The 17,917-nt window shown below is 70.7% G+C and carries 16 protein-coding genes; 10 read left to right on the top strand and 6 right to left on the bottom strand.

Features of this window, described 5'->3' with window-relative positions; translation table 11 throughout:
• The first annotated feature begins 103 nt into the window (after positions 1-103).
• Together ABT367_RS13720 and ABT367_RS13715 are read left to right on the top strand one after the other, a co-directional pair.
• On the top strand, positions 104-1,657 hold the full coding sequence (locus tag ABT367_RS13720) for an RNA polymerase sigma factor (protein ID WP_352252857.1): 1,554 nt from the start codon (positions 104-106) through the stop codon (positions 1,655-1,657).
• 157 nt (positions 1,658-1,814) lie between these two features.
• Positions 1,815-2,657, top strand: a complete 843-nt coding sequence (locus tag ABT367_RS13715) for a S1 family peptidase (protein WP_352252855.1) — start codon at positions 1,815-1,817, stop codon at positions 2,655-2,657.
• A 120-nt stretch (positions 2,658-2,777) separates the two neighbouring features.
• Here the strand turns inward: ABT367_RS13715 and ABT367_RS13710 are convergent, their stop codons facing one another.
• Entirely contained in the window at positions 2,778-3,008 is a 231-nt protein-coding gene (locus tag ABT367_RS13710) for a DUF7455 domain-containing protein (protein ID WP_165332145.1), read from the bottom strand.
• A gap of 479 nt (positions 3,009-3,487) precedes the next feature.
• Here ABT367_RS13710 and ABT367_RS13705 point away from each other — a divergent pair, with 479 nt between their 5' ends.
• The 7 genes from ABT367_RS13705 (at position 3,488) to ABT367_RS13675 (ending at position 10,887) form a co-directional block, all read left to right on the top strand.
• On the top strand, positions 3,488-5,605 hold the full coding sequence (locus ABT367_RS13705; protein WP_352252852.1) for a DNA gyrase/topoisomerase IV subunit B: 2,118 nt from the start codon (positions 3,488-3,490) through the stop codon (positions 5,603-5,605).
• A gap of 175 nt (positions 5,606-5,780) precedes the next feature.
• Positions 5,781-6,206: an NUDIX hydrolase gene (locus ABT367_RS13700; protein ID WP_434975462.1), complete on the top strand. Its 426-nt coding sequence runs from the start codon at positions 5,781-5,783 to the stop codon at positions 6,204-6,206.
• 146 nt (positions 6,207-6,352) lie between these two features.
• Complete coding sequence (locus ABT367_RS13695; protein WP_352252849.1) at positions 6,353-6,853, top strand: DUF1453 domain-containing protein; 501 nt, start codon at positions 6,353-6,355, stop codon at positions 6,851-6,853.
• On the top strand, positions 6,850-8,004 hold the full coding sequence (locus ABT367_RS13690; protein ID WP_352252847.1) for a sensor histidine kinase: 1,155 nt from the start codon (positions 6,850-6,852) through the stop codon (positions 8,002-8,004). The genes ABT367_RS13695 and ABT367_RS13690 overlap by 4 nt, the downstream gene beginning before the upstream one ends.
• Before the next feature lie 25 nt (positions 8,005-8,029).
• Positions 8,030-8,698 (top strand): response regulator transcription factor, encoded by a 669-nt coding sequence (locus tag ABT367_RS13685; protein WP_352252845.1) that lies wholly within the window; start codon positions 8,030-8,032, stop codon positions 8,696-8,698.
• Positions 8,699-8,818: 120 nt separating this feature from the next.
• Entirely contained in the window at positions 8,819-9,298 is a 480-nt protein-coding gene (locus ABT367_RS13680; RefSeq protein WP_352252843.1) for a DUF485 domain-containing protein, read from the top strand.
• On the top strand, positions 9,295-10,887 hold the full coding sequence (locus ABT367_RS13675) for a solute symporter family protein (protein WP_352252841.1): 1,593 nt from the start codon (positions 9,295-9,297) through the stop codon (positions 10,885-10,887). The genes ABT367_RS13680 and ABT367_RS13675 overlap by 4 nt, the downstream gene beginning before the upstream one ends.
• A 9-nt stretch (positions 10,888-10,896) precedes the next feature.
• Here the strand turns inward: ABT367_RS13675 and ABT367_RS13670 are convergent, their stop codons facing one another.
• Together ABT367_RS13670 and ABT367_RS13665 are read right to left on the bottom strand one after the other, a co-directional pair.
• Positions 10,897-11,577 (bottom strand): response regulator, encoded by a 681-nt coding sequence (locus tag ABT367_RS13670; protein ID WP_352252838.1) that lies wholly within the window; start codon positions 11,575-11,577, stop codon positions 10,897-10,899.
• Positions 11,574-13,322, bottom strand: a complete 1,749-nt coding sequence (locus ABT367_RS13665) for a sensor histidine kinase (RefSeq protein ID WP_352252836.1) — start codon at positions 13,320-13,322, stop codon at positions 11,574-11,576. Before ABT367_RS13665 ends, ABT367_RS13670 begins: the two co-directional genes overlap by 4 nt.
• A 107-nt stretch (positions 13,323-13,429) precedes the next feature.
• Between ABT367_RS13665 and ABT367_RS13660 the strand changes: the two genes are divergently transcribed.
• The gene (locus tag ABT367_RS13660) at positions 13,430-14,206 is read left to right on the top strand and encodes an SDR family NAD(P)-dependent oxidoreductase (RefSeq protein ID WP_352252833.1); all 777 of its coding nucleotides are present in this window, start codon (positions 13,430-13,432) and stop codon (positions 14,204-14,206) included.
• A 67-nt stretch (positions 14,207-14,273) separates the two neighbouring features.
• On the opposite strand, the gene ABT367_RS13655 is transcribed toward ABT367_RS13660, so the two are convergent.
• From ABT367_RS13655 to ABT367_RS13645, 3 genes are all read right to left on the bottom strand, one after another.
• Positions 14,274-15,260, bottom strand: a complete 987-nt coding sequence (locus ABT367_RS13655) for a sucrase ferredoxin (protein WP_352252831.1) — start codon at positions 15,258-15,260, stop codon at positions 14,274-14,276.
• A gap of 238 nt (positions 15,261-15,498) precedes the next feature.
• Entirely contained in the window at positions 15,499-16,509 is a 1,011-nt protein-coding gene (locus ABT367_RS13650) for a LacI family DNA-binding transcriptional regulator (protein ID WP_352252829.1), read from the bottom strand.
• Positions 16,510-16,652: 143 nt separating this feature from the next.
• Complete coding sequence (locus ABT367_RS13645; RefSeq protein WP_352252827.1) at positions 16,653-17,897, bottom strand: citrate synthase; 1,245 nt, start codon at positions 17,895-17,897, stop codon at positions 16,653-16,655.
• Positions 17,898-17,917: the final 20 nt, after the last annotated feature.

Genomic DNA, 17,917 nt, shown 5'->3' with positions numbered 1-17,917 from the left:
ATCGCCCGCCTCGCCGCCGACCCATCCCCAGTCGGCGGACGTCGGCTCCGGTTCCACCATGGACGGAGTCGGAAGCCGTTTCCATCGTTCCGAGAGGTTGTTCGTGTCGGCCAGCACATCCCGTACGCTCCCGCCCGAGATCGCCGAGTCCGCATCTGTGATGGCGCTCATCGAGCGGGGAAAGGCTGAGGGGCAGATCGCCGGCGATGACGTGCGTCGTGCCTTCGAAGCTGACCAGATTCCGGCCACTCAGTGGAAGAACGTTCTGCGCAGCCTCAACCAGATCCTCGAGGAAGAGGGTGTGACGCTGATGGTCAGTGCCGCGGAGTCGCCGAAGCGCACCCGCAAGAGCGTCGCAGCGAAGAGTCCGGCCAAGCGCACCGCTACCAAGACCGTCGCCGCCAAGGCCCCGGCCAAGAAGGTCGCCTCGTCGACCTCCGCCGCGGCCGCCGCCCCGGCCGCCGAGGTCGAGGCCTCGGTCGAGGACGAGTCCTCGGCCCCTGCCAAGAAGACCGCCGCCAAGAAGACGGCCGCGAAGAAGACCGCCGCCAAGAAGACGGCGGCCAAGAAGACCACCGCGAAGAAGGCCGGGTCCAAGAAGGACGAGGACCTCGACGGCGATGAGCCGGTCGAGGAGACCCCCGCGGGCAAGGACGACGACGAGGAGGAGGAGGGCGGCGAGTCGAAGGGCTTCGTCCTCTCCGACGACGAGGAAGACGCTCCTGCCCAGCAGGTCGTCGTCGCCGGCGCCACCGCCGACCCGGTCAAGGACTACCTCAAGCAGATCGGCAAGGTCCCGCTCCTCAACGCCGAGCAGGAGGTCGAGCTCGCCAAGCGCATCGAGGCCGGGCTGTTCGCCGAGGACAAGCTGGCGAACGCCGACAAGCTCGCGCCGAAGCTCAAGCGCGAGCTGGAGATCATCGCCGAGGACGGGCGCCGCGCCAAGAACCACCTCCTGGAGGCCAACCTCCGTCTGGTGGTCTCCCTGGCCAAGCGCTACACCGGCCGCGGCATGCTCTTCCTGGACCTGATCCAGGAGGGCAACCTCGGTCTGATCCGCGCGGTCGAGAAGTTCGACTACACCAAGGGCTACAAGTTCTCCACGTACGCCACCTGGTGGATCCGTCAGGCGATCACCCGAGCCATGGCCGACCAGGCCCGCACCATCCGTATCCCGGTGCACATGGTCGAGGTCATCAACAAGCTCGCGCGCGTCCAGCGCCAGATGCTCCAGGACCTGGGCCGTGAGCCCACCCCGGAGGAGCTGGCCAAGGAGCTCGACATGACCCCTGAAAAGGTCATCGAGGTCCAGAAGTACGGTCGTGAGCCGATCTCCCTCCACACCCCCCTGGGTGAGGACGGCGACAGCGAGTTCGGTGACCTGATCGAGGACTCCGAGGCGGTCGTTCCGGCCGACGCGGTCTCCTTCACGCTCCTCCAGGAGCAGCTGCACTCCGTCCTCGACACGCTCTCCGAGCGTGAGGCGGGCGTGGTCTCGATGCGCTTCGGTCTCACCGACGGTCAGCCGAAGACCCTCGACGAGATCGGCAAGGTCTACGGCGTGACGCGTGAGCGCATCCGTCAGATCGAGTCGAAGACCATGTCGAAGCTGCGCCACCCGTCGCGCTCGCAGGTCCTGCGCGACTACCTCGACTGAGTCCTTCCGAGGCCTTACGCAGACGAGCCCGGCACTCCCGCACCGCGGGGGCTGCCGGGCTCGCTGCCTGCCGGGGGAGGCATCGGCCCCGGTCGCGCCACTGGTCGTACTGAATGACGCTGAGCGTACCCATGACCACGCAGAGTCAGGAGTGCGCATGCGTCGACCTCTGAGCAGGCGGCTTTCGACCGCTGCCGCCCTGGTGGCGGCGGCCTTCGTCACGCCGCTGGCCGCCCCTGTGCCGGCGGCGGCCGACGGCGTCGTGATCGGCGGCAGTCCCGTGCAGGTGTCCGACAGTCCCTGGGCCGTGGCGCTCGCGAGCCGTGACCGGTTCGGAGGTACGCGCGCCGGGCAGTTCTGCGGCGGCGCCGTGGTCTCGCCGACCACCGTGCTCACGGCCGCGCACTGTCTCAGCCTCGAGGTGCTCGGCGCCCCGCTGGAGACCGTGGAGGATCTGCGCATCATCGCCGGGCGCAACGATCTGCGGGCGGCGGGCGGCCGTGAGGTGGCGGTGCGCAGCGTCTGGGTCAACGAGGAGTACGACTCCTTCACCAACGCCGGCGACCTCGCCATCCTCACCCTCGACAAGCCGCTCCCCAAGGATCACGTCATCCCCATGGCGCCCGTCGGCGACCGCGCCTACGAGCCGGGCACCCGCGCCCAGGTCTACGGCTGGGGCGACACCACCGGGCAGGGCGACTATGCGCGCTCCCTGCGGGCCGCCAAAGTGCAGGTCCTGGCGGACACGGCCTGTGAGGCCGCGTATCCGGGGAACGCCGACGGCACGTATCTGCGCAGCGTGATGCTCTGCGCGGGCGAGATGGAGGGCGGCAAGGACGCCTGTCAGGGGGACAGCGGGGGCCCGCTGGTGGCCCGGGGCCGTCTGATCGGCCTGGTGTCCTGGGGGAGCGGCTGCGGGCAGGCAGGGAGCCCCGGTGTCTATACGCGGATCAGCGAGCTGGTCGCGCGACTGACGTCGGCGGACGCGAAGGAGTCGTAGGCGGCCGAAAACCGCACGGAAGCGGGCAAAGCGATGGGCGGGCAGTCCCTGTGGGGACTGCCCGCCCATCGTCATGACCGGCCTGGCCGGCGCTGGCTCGCTCGTCGTTGATGCGAAGTGTCAGCGTTCTTCGGTGTCGGCGACTGCCGGGACGGCAGTGAGCCGCTCCGTCTCATCCTGTATCTCAGCGGAGATCTTCTTGAGTTCCGGCTCGAACTTGCGACCGTGGTGGGCGCAGAAGAGCAGCTCTCCGCCGCTCAGGAGTACGACGCGCAGATACGCCTGGGCGCCGCAGCGGTCGCATCGGTCAGCGGCCGTCAGCGGGTTCGCTGGGGTCAGAACAGTAGTCACGTCGCCTCTTCTCTAGCTCGACGAGCTGTCGTACCAGGGTCAACATCCAACCAGCCCGAAAACGTTCCCGCTCGGGGCTTTGACTCGAAAATTTCTTCTCGAGGCGGTCGGCTGCAACCGGGTGGCGGCGAAGGTGCCGTAGTGCTGGCTTGCGGCTTACGGGTTCGCTTGTCTTCCGAGTTGCTTGTCGTGTCCTGTAGTCGGTTGTTCGGCGGGCCTGCCTGGTCCTTCCCGACCTGGCTGGTCGGGTTGTTCATGAGGACGTGCCCGGAGCCTAAATGGTTCATGCCTGGTTGGGAACGTGATATCCGCATCACCCCTTCGAGGGATCGAACAGGCATGCGACTCTGCACTAGTCTGTCGTCAGCCGAGGGTGGCGTTACATCGGCTCTACCAGGCCTCGGTACCCTCTGACGCGGTACTCGGTACCGGACCCCGTCATCGGGGCCCCAATTGAAATTCAGCGAGGAGCGAAACGCGTGACCGCCGAAACGTCCGTGACGTCCACAGCGCTGCTGACCGGAGCAGACCGGGACGGTTCCAACTACACCGCGCGGCACCTCCTCGTCCTCGAAGGACTCGAAGCGGTCCGCAAGCGCCCCGGTATGTACATCGGCTCGACCGACAGCCGCGGCCTGATGCACTGCCTGTGGGAGATCATCGACAACGCGGTCGACGAGGCCCTCGGCGGCCACTGCGACCGCATCGAGGTGATCCTGCACGAGGACGGGTCCGTGGAGGTCCGTGACAACGGTCGCGGGATCCCGGTCGACGTCGAGCCCAAGACCGGGCTCTCCGGCGTCGAGGTCGTCATGACGAAGCTGCACGCCGGCGGAAAGTTCGGCGGCGGCTCGTACGCGGCCTCCGGCGGTCTGCATGGCGTGGGCGCCTCCGTGGTGAACGCGCTGTCGGCGCGTCTCGACGTCGAGGTCGACCGCAGCACCGTGCACTCGATCAGCTTCCGGCGCGGTGTCCCCGGTGCTTTCGAGGGCGCGGGGCCCGACGCCAAGTTCACCGCCGGCAGCGGTCTGACCAAGGGCAAGCGGGTACCCAAGGGCCGCACCGGTACGCGTATCCGCTACTGGTCGGACACGCAGATCTTCCTCAAGGACGCCAAGCTCTCCCTGGAGAACCTGCACCAGCGCGCCCGGCAGACCGCCTTCCTGGTGCCCGGCCTCACCATCGTCGTACGCGACGAGCGCGATCTCGACGGTGTGGGCAAGAGCGAGGAGACCTTCCGCTTCGACGGCGGCATCAGCGAGTTCTGCGAGTTCCTCGCGCCGGACAAGCCGATCTGCGACGTGCAGCGGCTGACCGGCTCGGGCACCTTCAAGGAGACCGTCCCGGTCCTCGACGAGGTCGGCCATATGACGCCGACCGAGGTCACCCGTGAGCTGGGCGTGGACATCGCGCTGCGCTGGGGCACGGGGTACGACACGACGGTCAAGTCCTTCGTCAACATCATCGCCACGCCCAAGGGCGGCACCCACATCACCGGCTTCGAGCGCTCGCTGACCAAGACGGTCAACGAGGTGCTGCGCTCGGCCAAGCTCCTTCGCGTCGCCGAGGACGACATCGTCAAGGACGACGCGCTCGAGGGCCTGACCGCGGTGGTCACCGTGCGTCTCGCGGAGCCCCAGTTCGAGGGGCAGACCAAGGAGGTGCTCGGCACCTCGGCGGCCAATCGCATCGTGGCCAATGTGGTGGCCAAGGAGCTCAAGGCGTTTCTGACCTCGACCAAGCGGGACGCCAAGGCGCAGGCCCGGGCCGTCATGGACAAGGCCGTCGCCGCCGCCCGTACGAGGATCGCGGCCCGTCAGCACAAGGAGGCGCAGCGCCGTAAGACCGCGCTCGAGTCCTCCTCGCTGCCGGCCAAGCTCGCGGACTGCCGCAGCGACGACGTGGAGCGCAGCGAGCTGTTCATCGTCGAGGGCGACTCGGCGCTCGGCACCGCGAAGCTCGCGCGGAACTCCGAGTTCCAGGCGCTGCTTCCGATCCGCGGCAAGATCCTCAACGTTCAGAAGGCATCCGTCTCGGACATGCTGAAGAACGCCGAGTGCGGCGCGATCATCCAGGTCATAGGAGCTGGGTCCGGACGGACCTTCGACGTGGACGCCGCGCGCTACGGCAAGATCATCCTGCTCGTGGACGCCGATGTGGACGGCGCGCACATCCGCACGCTGCTCCTGACCCTGTTCCAGCGGTACATGCGGCCGATGGTCGAGGCCGGACGGATCTTCGCCGCGGTGCCGCCGCTGCACCGGATCGAGCTGGTCCAGCCGAAGAAGGGCCAGGACAAGTACGTCTACACGTACTCGGACAACGAGCTGCGGCAGACGATCCTGGAGTTCCAGCGCAAGGGCGTCCGCTACAAGGACTCGATCCAGCGCTACAAGGGCCTCGGCGAGATGGACGCGGACCAGCTGGCGGAGACCACGATGGACCCGCGTTTCCGTACGCTGCGGCGGATCAACATCGGGGAGCTGGAGGCCGCGGAGCAGGTCTTCGACCTCCTGATGGGCAATGACGTGGCGCCGCGCAAGGAGTTCATCACCAGCTCGGCGGCGACGCTGGACCGTTCGCGCATCGACGCCTGACGCTCGTCGGCACCAGCGGGCTCCACCCCACGGGTGGGGCCCGCTTCCGCGTCCCGGCAGCGGGCGGACGGGGAGGGCGCGGGAGGCCTCCGCGGCCTGCGGTAGCGTCGCCAGTTCGGCGTCGTGCGTGGGTCGGAGGAACAAGGTGTACGGGATCGCCGCGCGGTTGTGGCGGATGATGCGGGGGCCGTGGCAGTGGCGGCTCATGTGGCTCGCGCACGCGAAGTTCACCGTCGGGGTGACCGGGGTGGTGCGCGACGAGCGGGGGCGGGTGCTGCTGCTGCGCCACCGTATGTGGCCCCGCGACCGGTGCTGGGGGCTGCCGACCGGGCATGCGGCGCGGGGAGAGGACTTCCCGGGGACCGTGGTGCGGGAGGTCAAGGAGGAGACCGGTCTCGACGTGGTGCCCGGCCGGCTCGTCATGCTCAACAGCGGGTTCCGGCTGCGGGTCGAGGTGGCGTACGAGGCGGTACTCGCCGGGGGAACGCTGAAGATCGACTCGTTCGAGATCCTCGAAGCCGGGTGGTTCGAACCCGACGCGCTCCCGGACACGTTGATGCCCGTGCACCGCGAGCTGATCCACCGGCGGGTGGAGGTCTGAGGGCTTCCCGCGTCCGGCCAAGCGGTCTCCACCCCAGGGTGGAGGCCGCTTTTCCACCTCGTTTCCACCCTCGCTCCGATCCTGTGACCTGTGCTTTTCCCTACTTTCGAAACATAGGGAAACCGGCGGAGGACTGGGAGGACGTCATGTCGGAGATCGTCAACGGGCTGGTGATCATCGGGGTCGTCGCACTCATCGTGCTGACTCAATTCAAGGCGCGACGGATCGGCGACGAGCGGCGCTGGTGGGTGCTTCCGGTCGTGCTCGGGTTCGTGGCGCTGGGCAAGCCCGATCTGCTCGGCGAAGGACAGACCGCCCAGGCCGCGACGCTGCTCGCCGTGGAACTGGTGCTCTCGCTGGCCATGGGCGCGCTGTTCGCCCGTACGACCCAGGTGTGGCGGGCGGACGACGGCGCCGTGTGGTCCAAGGGCAGCAGGCTGACGCTCGCCGTGTGGGTGGGCGGAATCGCCGTCCGCGCCGGCCTCTACGGGATCGGTGCCGCCTTCGGCGTACACCAGAGCAGTGCCGCGCTGATGCTGGGACTTTCCGCGATGCTGCTCGCGCGGGCCGGGCTCCTGCAGTGGCGCACCCGCACGTACCGTGAGGTCGTCGGCTACCCGCGGCCCGCGTGGAAGGACCACATGTGACCCGGAACAGTTGGCTGCGCTGGCCCTCGCGGGAGGCCCTCACCCGCGAGCGGCTGGGGCGGCAGCGCTCCACGCTCGCCTGGATCGGCAGGGCGGCGATCGCGGGGTTCGTGCTGTGGAACGTGATCACCGAGCCGGCCACGCCGACCTGGGAGAGCGCGGTCGACGTGGCCGTCCTGCTGGCCTGCGCACTCCTCTGGCAGCTCTTTCTGCGGACCACACTCGCCCATCGCCTGGTGCCGTCCCTCGCCGTGCTCGCCGCCCTGTCCGGCGGTGCGATCGGCGCCCAGGCGGCCGGATTCACCACGGTCGGCATGGTGGTGTGGTGCTCCGGGATCGTGCTGGCGCTCAAGCGGCTGCCCCTGGCCGCGGGAGTGGCAGCGGCCCTGGCCGCCTTCGGCGGATTCGTACCGGTCGCCGAGAAGCCCTGGACGAGCACCGTCCTGACCGCCGCGACGTTCTGTCTCGTCGGCTACGTACTGCGGCTCGACGCCGAGGGCCGTGGCAGGGAGCGCCGGCTGCTCGACCAGGAACGCGCCGCACTGGCCGCCGAGGCCGAGTCCGCCGCGCTCACCGAACGGGCCCGGATCGCCCGTGAGATCCACGACGTCCTCGCCCACAGCCTCTCCGCGCAGCTCGTGCACCTGGAGGCAGCCCGGCTGCTCGTCGAGCGTGACGCGCCCAAGGACCAGGTGCTCGAACGCGTCGTCGCCGCACGGGGGATGGCCCGCGAAGGGCTCGCGGAGACCCGCCAGGCGCTGTCCGCGCTGCGCGGCGACATGGTGCCCGTGGAGGACTTCCTGCGGGCGCTCGTCGACGTCGACGTCGAGGTGAACGGCAGCCCGCGCCTGCTGAGCGCCGAGACCTCGGGGACCGTACGACGGGTCGCGCAGGAGGCCCTGACGAACGTACGCAAGCACGCGCCCGGCGCTTCGGTGCGGCTGCGTTTCTCGTACGAGGAGGGCGAAGTCGCCCTGGAAGTGCGGGACTCCGGCGGCGTGCGCCCCGGGGGAGAGCTCGCCGTGAGCGGCAGCGGATACGGTCTGCTCGGGATGCGCGAGCGCGCCGAACTGCTCGGCGGATCGCTCGACGCGGGTCCCGCCGAGGACGCAGACGGAGGATTCGTGGTGCGGTTGCGGGTGCCGGAATGAGCGGGCGTGTGCGGACGGTGACCGCATGAGTGAGCAGGTGCGTGTGGTCGTCGCCGACGATCAGACCGTGGTGCGCGAAGGCATCGTCATGCTGCTCGGGCTGCTGCCCGGCATGGAGGTGGTCGGCTCGGCGGGCGACGGCGAGGAGGCCGTACGCCTTGTCGCCGAACTCGCCCCGGACGTCGTCCTCATGGACCTGCGGATGCCCCGCGTCGACGGGGTGGAGGCGACCCGCCGTATCCGCGCCGAACACCCCGGCACCCAGGTCGTGGTGCTCACCACCTACGCCGACGACGCCTCTCTCTTCCCCGCCCTGAAGGCCGGAGCGCGCGGCTATCTCACCAAGGACGCCGGAGGCGACGAGATCGTACGGGCCGTCGAAGCCGTGATGTCCGGGGACGCCGGGCTCGCTCCACAGGTGCAACTCAGGCTCCTGGAGCGCCTGTCGGAGCCGGCCGCTCCCGCACAGGCCCCCGCGGACCTGCCCGACGGTCTCACCGCCCGTGAGGCCGAGGTGCTCGCACACATCGCCGACGGCCTGACGAATACCGAGATCGCGAGGGCACTGCAGGTCTCGACCGCCACCGTGAAGACGCACATCAACAACCTCTTCGCCAAGGCCGGCCTCAAGGACCGCACCCAGGCGGTGCGTTACGCCTACCGGCACGGGCTCGCCGAACCGCCGCGACGTTGAGGTCACTTCGGCCGTGCTTCACCTGATGGAGTGAACAGATCGGCGTGAAGTGTCCGGGATCTTCCTGGTCCGCCCATCCTTGGGCACGCGGCCAAACCGGCCGCGGACAAGGAGAGTTCGGTGGAGAAGCACGACGGGCGGCGGACCGGACAGATCCGGTTCGACGACCCCTGGTACGACGCACTGGCCTCGGGCTGGGGAGAGCTGGACAGCACCGGCGCCCCCGCGTCCGCGCCCGCACCGCCCGCCCCCAGGGCGGCGGAGAAGCGCCCCGACGCGGCCAGTATCTATCTGGAAGTGCAGGCCAGCGCCGCCTTCCAGGAGGTGCGCAGCCGGTACCGCCGCTTCGTGATCCCCGCGGTGATCGCCTTCTTCACCTGGTACGTCGCGTACATCCTGGCCGCCACCATGGCGCCCGGCCTGATGGCGCAGCCCGTCGCGGGCGCCGTGAACGTCGCGATGGTCGCGGGCCTCGGACAGTTCCTCACGACCTTCCTGCTGACCTGGGCGTACGCCCGCCATGCGCGGCTGCGCAGGGACCGGGCCGCGCTGGATCTGCGCTGGGACACCCAGGAGCTGACGCGGGGGGTCGGGCGTTGACGGGCGACCATCAGACACTGGCGCTGCTGCTGTTCTGCGCGTTCATCGCGGTCACGCTCGGCATCACCACGTGGGTGAGCCGTAACCGGCACGGCAGCGCGGAGGAGTTCTACGCGGGCGGACGGCTGTTCTCGCCTATGGAGAACGGTTTCGCCATCGCGGGCGACTACATGTCCGCCGCCTCCTTCCTCGGCATCTCCGGACTCATCGCCCTCTACGGCTACGACGGGCTCCTGTACTCGGTGGGCTTCCTCGTCGCCTGGCTGGTCGTGCTGCTGTTGGTGGCCGAACTGGTGCGCAACTGCGGCCGGTTCACGCTCGCCGACGTGGTCGCCGCCCGCATGAGCGAGCGTCCGGTGCGGATCGCGGCCGGCACCTCGTCCGTGACCGTCTCCGTGCTCTACCTGGTGGCGCAGATGGTCGGCGCGGGCAGTCTCGTCGCGCTGCTGCTCGGCGGTACGAGCGAGGCGGCGCAGGCCTGGACCGTCATCGGAGTCGGCGCGCTCATGGTCGTGTACGTGTCGCTCGGCGGGATGCGGGCCACCACCTGGATCCAGATCGTCAAGGCCGTGCTCCTGATGGGCGGCGCGATCGCCCTCACCGTGCTCGTCCTGGTGCGCTTCCACGGCGACTTCAACAGCCTGCTCAACACCGCCGCCGAGAAGAGCGGCCACGGCAAGGACTTCCTCGCCCCGGGCCTGCGCTACGGCGGGGACTGGACCGCGCGCCTTGACTTCATCAGCCTCGGTCTCGCGCTCGTGCTCGGCACGGCGGGGCTGCCGCACATCCTGTCGCGCTTCTACACCGTGCCCACCGCGCGGGCCGCACGCCGGTCCGTGGTGTGGTCGATCGGTCTGATCGGCAGCTTCTATCTGATGACGATCGTGCTCGGCTTCGGCGCGGCGGCGATCGTCGGCACCAGCGAGGTGAAGTCCTCCAACGCCTCGGGCAACACGGCGATCCCGCTGCTCTCCCTGGATCTGGGCGGGGGCGCCGGTTCCACGGGCGGAACGGTTCTCTTCGCGGTGGTCGCCGCGATCGCCTTCGCCACGATCCTCGCCGTCGTCGCCGGCATCACGCTCGCCTCATCGGCCTCGGTCGCCCACGACCTCTACGCCTCGCTGCGGCGCAAGCACGCCAAGCCGCGCAGCGAGGTCGCGGTCGCGCGGGTCGCGGCGGTCGGCATCGGCCTCACCGCGATCGGACTCGGGCTGCTGGCAAAGGACTTGAACGTGGCGTTCCTCGTCGGACTGGCCTTCGCGGTGGCCGCTTCGGCGAATCTGCCGGTGCTCCTGTACTCGCTCTTCTGGCGCCGATTCACCACCCGGGGCGCGGTCTGGTCCGTCTACGGCGGGCTGATCCCCGCCCTCATCCTGGTGATCTTCTCGCCGGTGGTCTCGGGCTCCCCGACGGCGATGTTCCCCGGCGTGGACTTCCATCTCTTCCCGCTGGAGAACCCAGGCCTGATCTCCATCCCGCTCGGCTTCCTTGCCGGCTGGGCGGGCACGGCCACCTCACCTCAGGGCCCGGACAAGGCCAAGCACGCGGAGACAGAGGTGCGTTCGCTCACGGGCGCGGGGGCCGTGTAGCGCCGGGAGTCACAGGCTCGCCGCCCACTCGTACCGGTGCTCGGGCCGTCCCGTGTCCCCGTACCTGAGACCGAGGCGGACGCGGCCGGAGCGCTCCAGGAGCTTGAGGTAGCGCTGCGCGGTCTGGCGGCTCAGGCCCGTGCGGTCGGCGATCTCCGCCGCCGAGAGCGGGCCCTCGGCGCCCATCAGGGCGCGGCGGACCAGCTCGGCGGTCTCGGCGGAGTGGCCCTTGGGCAGCTGGGGTGCGGTGTCCGTCGACAGGGCGCCGAAGATCCGGTCCACCTCGGACTGTTCGGCCTCGCCGCCGCCGTCCAGGGTCCGCCGCAGCGCCGCGTACGCCTCGAGCCTGCCTCGCAGACCCGCGAACGTGAACGGCTTGACCAGGTACTGCAGCGCCCCGAGCCGCATCGCGGCCTGCACCGTGGCGACATCGCGGGCGGCGGTCACCATGATCACGTCGGTGCGGTCGCCGCGCTCGCGCAGCCGCCGTACGACCGAGAGACCGGTGCCGTCCGGCAGATAGTGGTCCATCAGGATCAGGTCGAACGGGCCCGTGGACTCGATCCGCTCCAGGGCCTCGGCGGCGCTGTGCGCCTGGGCGGCCACCTGGAAGCCGGGGACCTTGTCCACGTAGGCGGCGTTCACCTTGGCGACGCGCAGGTCGTCGTCCACGACCAGGACTTCGATCATCGTGATTCCTCGATCGCTTCCGTACGGTCAGGGGCCGCTCGGCCGGCTGCGGCCGCTTCGGCTGCTCCAGCGGATCCGGGTGCCTCCCGCGGCCCGCCGATCTTCGTCCGCGGCGCCTCGTCGCGCAGCGCCTGAGGCAGTACGACGATGAACTCGGCGCCTCCGTCCGCCGCTTCGTCCACCCGCGCACTGCCGCCCTGGCGCTCGGCGAGGCGGCGGACAAGCGCAAGACCGATCCCGCGACCGCGATGGGCCGGGGACTCCTTGGTGGACCAGCCCTCCGTGAAGATCAACTCCCGCTGCTCGGGCGGCACTCCGGGCCCCGAATCCCGTACGCGAAGGACGGCCCCGCTGCCGTCGGCCCGCACCTCGACCTCGACCTGCGCCCGGGTGCTGCCGGTCGCGGCATCGAGCGCGTTGTCGACGAGGTTGCCCGCGATCGTCACCAGATCCTGGGGACCCACGAGACGGTCGGGCAGCAGCGTGCCCTCGCACAGCCGCAGCGTGACCCCGCGCTCGGAGGCCACTGTCGCCTTGCCGACGAGCAGTGCCGCGAGCAGGGGGTCGTGGATCTTCTCCGTGATCTGCTCGGCAGTCACACGCTGGGCCCCGGCCGCCTCGCCGACGAACTCCACGGCGTCCTCGTACATCTCCAGCTCGAGGAGGCCGAGGAGCGTGTGCAGATGGTTGGCGTGCTCGTGGTCCTTGGCCCGCAGGGCGTCGATCAGACCGCGGGTCGAGTCGAGTTCACGGCCGAGCTGCTCGAGTTCGGTGCGGTCGCGCAGCGTGGCCACCGCGCCGCCGTCATGGGTGGGCATCCGGTTCGCGATCAGGACGCGTCGGCCGCGCACCGTCACCAGATCGGTGCCGGTCACGCTGCCCGCGAGCACATCGGTGGTGCGGCCCGCGCCGAGCGCCTCGTCGAGCGGCTTGCCGACGGCCTCGCCGTCGAGTCCGAGCAGCCGCTCCGCCTCGTCGTTGAGCAGCCGGATCCGGCCGTGGCGGTCGAGCGCGACCACCCCTTCGCGGATGCCGTGCAGCATCGCCTCACGTTCGGCGAGCAGTGCCGAGATATCCGAGAAGGCCAGATCTCGGGTCTGCTTCTGCACCCGGCGTGAGATCAGATACGCGGCGAGCGCACCGACCGCGAGCGCACCGCCCGCGTACGCGAAGAGCCCCGGGATCGCGTTGAGCAGCCGCGCCCGCACACTGTCGTACTCGATGCCGACCGAGACCGCGCCGACGATCGCCCCGTCCTCGTCGCGCAGCGGCACCTTGCCGCGGGCCGAGCGCCCCAGCGTGCCGTCGTCGATCTCCATCACGTCGCGCCCGGCCAGTGCGTCGCTGGGGTCGGTGGAGACGACCCGGCCCACCTGCCGGGGGTTCGCATGAGACCAGCGCACCCCGCGCCGGTCCATCACCACGATGTACTCGGCCCCGGTGGCCGCACGGATCCGCTCGGCCTCCTCCTGTACGGGACCGTCCGCGGTGGGCTCGGTGCGCTGGAGATCCTCGGCGATCCGCGGGGCGGCGGCGGTGGCCTCGGCGATCGCGAGCGCCCGGCGCATCGCCTGGTCGTCCATCTCCTTGCCGAGGGGCGCGAGGAACAGACCGGTCGCGAGGACGGCGACCCCGGCGGCGATCCCCAGCTGCATCAGGAGCACCTGCGAGAACACCTTGCGCGGCAGCCCCAGGCGCGGTCTGCGCGGGCGCCGGCGCGCGCTGCCGGAGGCGGAGGGGGTCATGTCTACGAACGGTACGGCGGTACGGGCCCGCTGCCGAAATGCGCCGGGGTGCGAAGTGATCGGCCTCACGTATTGTCCTGGGCCACGCGGGGAGGTGGGATGTCCGTATGACGAGCCCCCATGAGCCCTCCGCAGGTCACCGTTTCGCCGACCGCGTCGCCATCGTCACCGGAGCCGCCTCCGGGATCGGCGCGGCCACCGCCGAACGACTCGCCGCCGAAGGCGCCGCCGTGGTCCTCACCGATGTCGCCGCCGAGCGGGGTGCCGATCTCGCCGAACGGATCCGGAGCAAGGGCGGCCGCGCCGGTTTCGTACGGGCCGACGCGTCCGATCCCGCCGACTGGGACCGGGTCGTCGCGGCCGCGCACTCCTTCGGGCCGGTCGGGGTCCTCGTCAACAACGCCTTCACGGTCGAGGTGGCCCCCGCCCACGAACTCTCCCTCGAGTCCTGGCAGCGCCAGCTCTCGGTCAACCTCACCGGCTCGTTCCTGGGCTTCAAGGCCGTACTCCCGGACCTGCGCGCACAGCGCGGCGCGGTCGTCCTCACCTCGTCCGTCCACGCCCACAAGGGGATCCCGGGCCACCCCGCCTATGCGGCGAGCAAGGGCGCGCTGCTCTCGCTGTGCGGCCAGCTCGCGGTCGAATACGGACCCGAGGTACGCGTCAACTGCGTGCTGCCGGGCCCGATCCTGACCGGCGCATGGGACCGCGTCGGCGAGGAGGACCGGGCACGCAGCGTGGCCGAGACGGCGGCCGGACGGTTCGGTGCGCCTGAGGAGGTGGCGGCGGCCATCGCGTTCCTGGCGGCGGACGAGGCGGGGTACATCACCGGGGCGAGCCTGGTGGTGGACGGTGGGTGGAGCGTGGTGAAGGGCTCGGCGTAGGGCGCCGGCTTTCCTGTACGGAAAGGGAGTTGGGCTCCCGCGCAGGGTGCGGGCCCGCAGGCGGGCGTCAGACCCCGGCCAGCTCCCGCACCGCCACCACATCCATCCGCGCCGGCGTCCCCAGCGCGCCGCCGCAGCTCTCCGGACGCGGCGGGCGGGCGGCGCCCTGTGCGACCGTCACGGCCCAGGCGCGGCCGTCGCGGTGGGCGACGGTGATCCGCCACCGGGGAGCGGCGTCCTCACCACGTTCGACCTCACCACCTTCGACGTCATTGCTGACGGCCTCGCTGCTGACGGCCTCACTGCCGACGACCGAGAGCGCCCCGGCCCGCTGCTCGCCCACCGTCGTACGCACCGCGAGTTCGGCGGCCTGGCCCGGGCGGTCCCAGGCGGAGTTGCCGCGGCAGCCGTCCGTGACGATGCGGCCGTCGCCGACGGCCGTCAGGACTTCCTTGACAGCGGCGGCATCGAGCCTGCCGTACGCGTAGCCGTACGGCAGGACGAGCAGCGTCGGCGAGAAACGGTGGCCGCCGAGGTGGGTGATCTCCCAGGTGCCGCTCGCACCGGCGGCGGCCAGCTCGGCGGCGAGAGGGCGGCCGAGGAGGGCGCAGCAGCGGTCGCGCTTGCCGTTGGTGCAGACGAGGGCGAGTGGTGCGCCGGTGTGCTCGGCGCCCGCCAACTCGGCGTCGAACGAGCCGACTTCGCCCCGCCCGAGCGCCGCGAAGTCGAGGTCGAGGAGCCGGGCGGGATCCGTGATCACGGCGCTGTGCAGCCAGGCGCCGTCCGGCCGGACGTGGGCCGCGTACACCTGGCGCTCGACGGGGGAGTGGGAGTCGGCATGCCGGCCCGGGCGGCGGATCAGCGCGATCCGTACGCCGGTGTCCTTGGCGGCGGCCTCGAGCGCGGCGCCGAGCGTGGCGTCGAGATGGCTGGATGTGAGCGCCTTGGCACCCCAGGGACCCGGCTGCTCCAGGAGCAGCCAGGTGTTGGCGGTGGCCGCGGTTCCCGCGACGGGTTCGTCGAGGTCGCGGGAGGCGGTGGCGCACGTACTCACGCAGGTGAGCCTAGCCTGAGCGGGCGAGGGCTCTCGCGGGGCTCCGTACTCCGTTAGCAAGGCGGAGCTGTGGCGATCTCGGCAGCGGGATGTGAAATTCCGCGCACAGATCGCAAATCATCGACACGTGGGGGTCATGGTTCGTGCGAGGTCTCGCGTGCTGCCTGCGTGAATCAGCGTCGTGGCCTGCAGGGACTGAGCGGTCCCGCACGGATGGGTCGCGTACGCCCCGTCGAGTTCAGTCGCGTACGGCCTGCGCGGTCGAACCCCGCACCACCAGCTCCGGCTCGAAGAGCAGCTCCTCCGACGGCACCGAACTGCCCGCGATCTGCAGCGAGAGCAGCTCCACCGCGGCGCGGCCCATCGCCTCGATGGGCTGGCGGACGGTGGTGAGCGGGGGCTCGGTGCAGTTCATGAATGCGGAGTCGTCGTACCCGACCACCGAGACCTCGCGCGGGACGTCGAGCCCGCGCCTGCGGGCCGCGCGCACCGCGCCGAGCGCCTGCGGGTCGCTCGCGCAGATGAGGCCCGTGACGCCGGCGTCGATCAGGCGGGTGGCCGCGGCCTGACCGCCTTCGAGCGAGAACATGCCGCGCACCACGTGCTCGTCGGGCAGCGAGCCGCCGGCCGCCTTGGCCGCCGCGCGCGCCCCGATCAGCTTGCGCTGCGAGGGCATGTGGTCGGCGGGGCCGAGCACCAGACCGATGCGTTCATGGCCGAGCGAGGCGAGGTGGCGCCAGCTCTGCTCCACGGCCGAGGCGTCGTCGCAGGAGACGGCGGGGAAGCCGAGATCGGCGATGGCCGCGTTGATCAGCACGACCGGGATATTGCGCGCGGCGAGCTGCTTGTAGTGGTCGTGCGGCGCGTCGGCCTGGGCGTACAGACCGCCCGCGAAGACCACTCCGGAGACCTGCTGCTGGAGCAGCAGTTCCACGTAGTCAGCCTCGGAGACCCCGCCCTTGGTCTGGGTGCAGAGCACGGGGGTGAGGCCCTGCTGGGCGAGGGTGCCGCCGATGACCTCGGCGAACGCCGGGAAGATCGGGTTCTGGAGTTCGGGCAGGACGAGGCCGACCAGGCGGGCGCGTTCGCCGCGCAGCTGGGTGGGGCGTTCGTACCCGAGCACATCGAGGGCGGAGAGCACTGACTGCCGGGTGGCCTCGGAGACGCCGGGCTTGTTGTTGAGCACTCGGCTGACCGTGGCCTCGCTGACCCCGACCTTCTTGGCCACTTGAGCAAGTCGTCGCGTCATGGGCGCAAGATTAGCGCAAGCTTTGCATTCTGCTTGCGGCGCGTCGGAGTTGACTGAAAACCGGGCTTACGGCAAGGGCTGCGGGGGAGGCCGATGGGGTCGAAGGGGCTGGTGGGGCCGAGAGGGCTGGCGGGCCGACGGGTTCATGGCAGCGGCAAGGGCTGCGGTGGTCGCGCTCCGGTGTAGTGGCCGCTGGGGCGCATCCGCAGCGGCCGCTCGCCGTACTCCTCCAAGGCGTGCGTGATCCAGCCGGCAGTACGGGACACGGCGAACACGGTCTCGCCCGCCTCCGGTGGCATCCCGCTCGCCACCGTCAGTACGGCGAGCGCGAGATCGACGTTGGCGTACAGCTCGGTGTGCCGTGCGGTCGTGGCCACCACATCGCGCGCCGCATCCAGCGCCTCACGCGCCTGCGGCACCTCGGCCAGAGCCGCGAACAGTGCCTGCGCGCGCGGGTCTTCGCGCGGATACAGGCGGTGGCCGAGGCCCGGTACCCGCCGGCCCGCCCGCAGATGGTCGGCCACGACCGCGGCGGCGCTGCCCCGGTCGAGCACTTCGGTGAGCATCCGGTGTGCCAGACCGCTGGCCGCTCCGTGCAGGGGGCCTTCGAGGACGCCGAGTCCGGCGGAGACCGCGGCGTACGGATGGGCGCGGGCCGAGGCCGCGACCCGGACGGCCAGCGTGGAGGCGGCGAGGTCGTGGTCGATGAGGAGGACAAGTGCCTTGTCCAGCGCGCTCATCCAGGGGCCGTCGGGTGCGCGCCGGGTGAGCCTCGGCCACAGCCGGCCCGCGATCGTGTGCTCGTCGCGCGCCCAGTCGCTCACGGGGGGCAGTGCGTCGACGAGGGTCGGCACCAGCGCGCGGGCGGTGCCGAGGACGGCCTGCTCGTCGAGGTCGAAGCGGAGGGGATCGGCCGCGGCCGCGGCGATGGTGGCGACCCGCAGCCGGTCCATCGGTCCGCTGTGCGCGGGCAGCGCCTGTACGGCCCGGCGCGCGGCGCCCACGATCTCCTCGGGGGCGGTGAACCGGACGTCCTCGCGCAGGACACCGGTCCACAGCCATTCGGCCACCGGCTCGTACGAGTAGTGCTCGGCGAGCTCGGTCGCGTCGACCCCGCGGAAGTAGTAGCGGTCCTTCTCGATCAGCGTGATCCGCGTCTTGACGGCGAGCTCGCCCGCCGCCGAACTCGCCGCGGCGGCACGGGTGTTGCGCCGGGTCAGTGCGTCGACCTCTTTGGCGTCGAAAGAGGATCCGCGTCCGTTCGCCTCCCGCCGGCTGCTGAGCAGCCCGCGGCTCACATACGCGTACACGGTCTCGGGCTTCACGCCGAGCCGCTCCGCCGCCTCCTTGGTGGACAGCCGCCGGCTGCCGCCCTGCTCACCGCTCATGGCCCTCACCGTATCCGTGA

This window comes from Streptomyces mesophilus (assembly GCF_040300965.1).
Lineage (GTDB): Bacteria > Actinomycetota > Actinomycetes > Streptomycetales > Streptomycetaceae > Streptomyces > Streptomyces mesophilus_A.
Note: the sequence above shows the minus strand (reverse complement) of the source record. Positions and strands in the feature narration are given on the sequence as shown.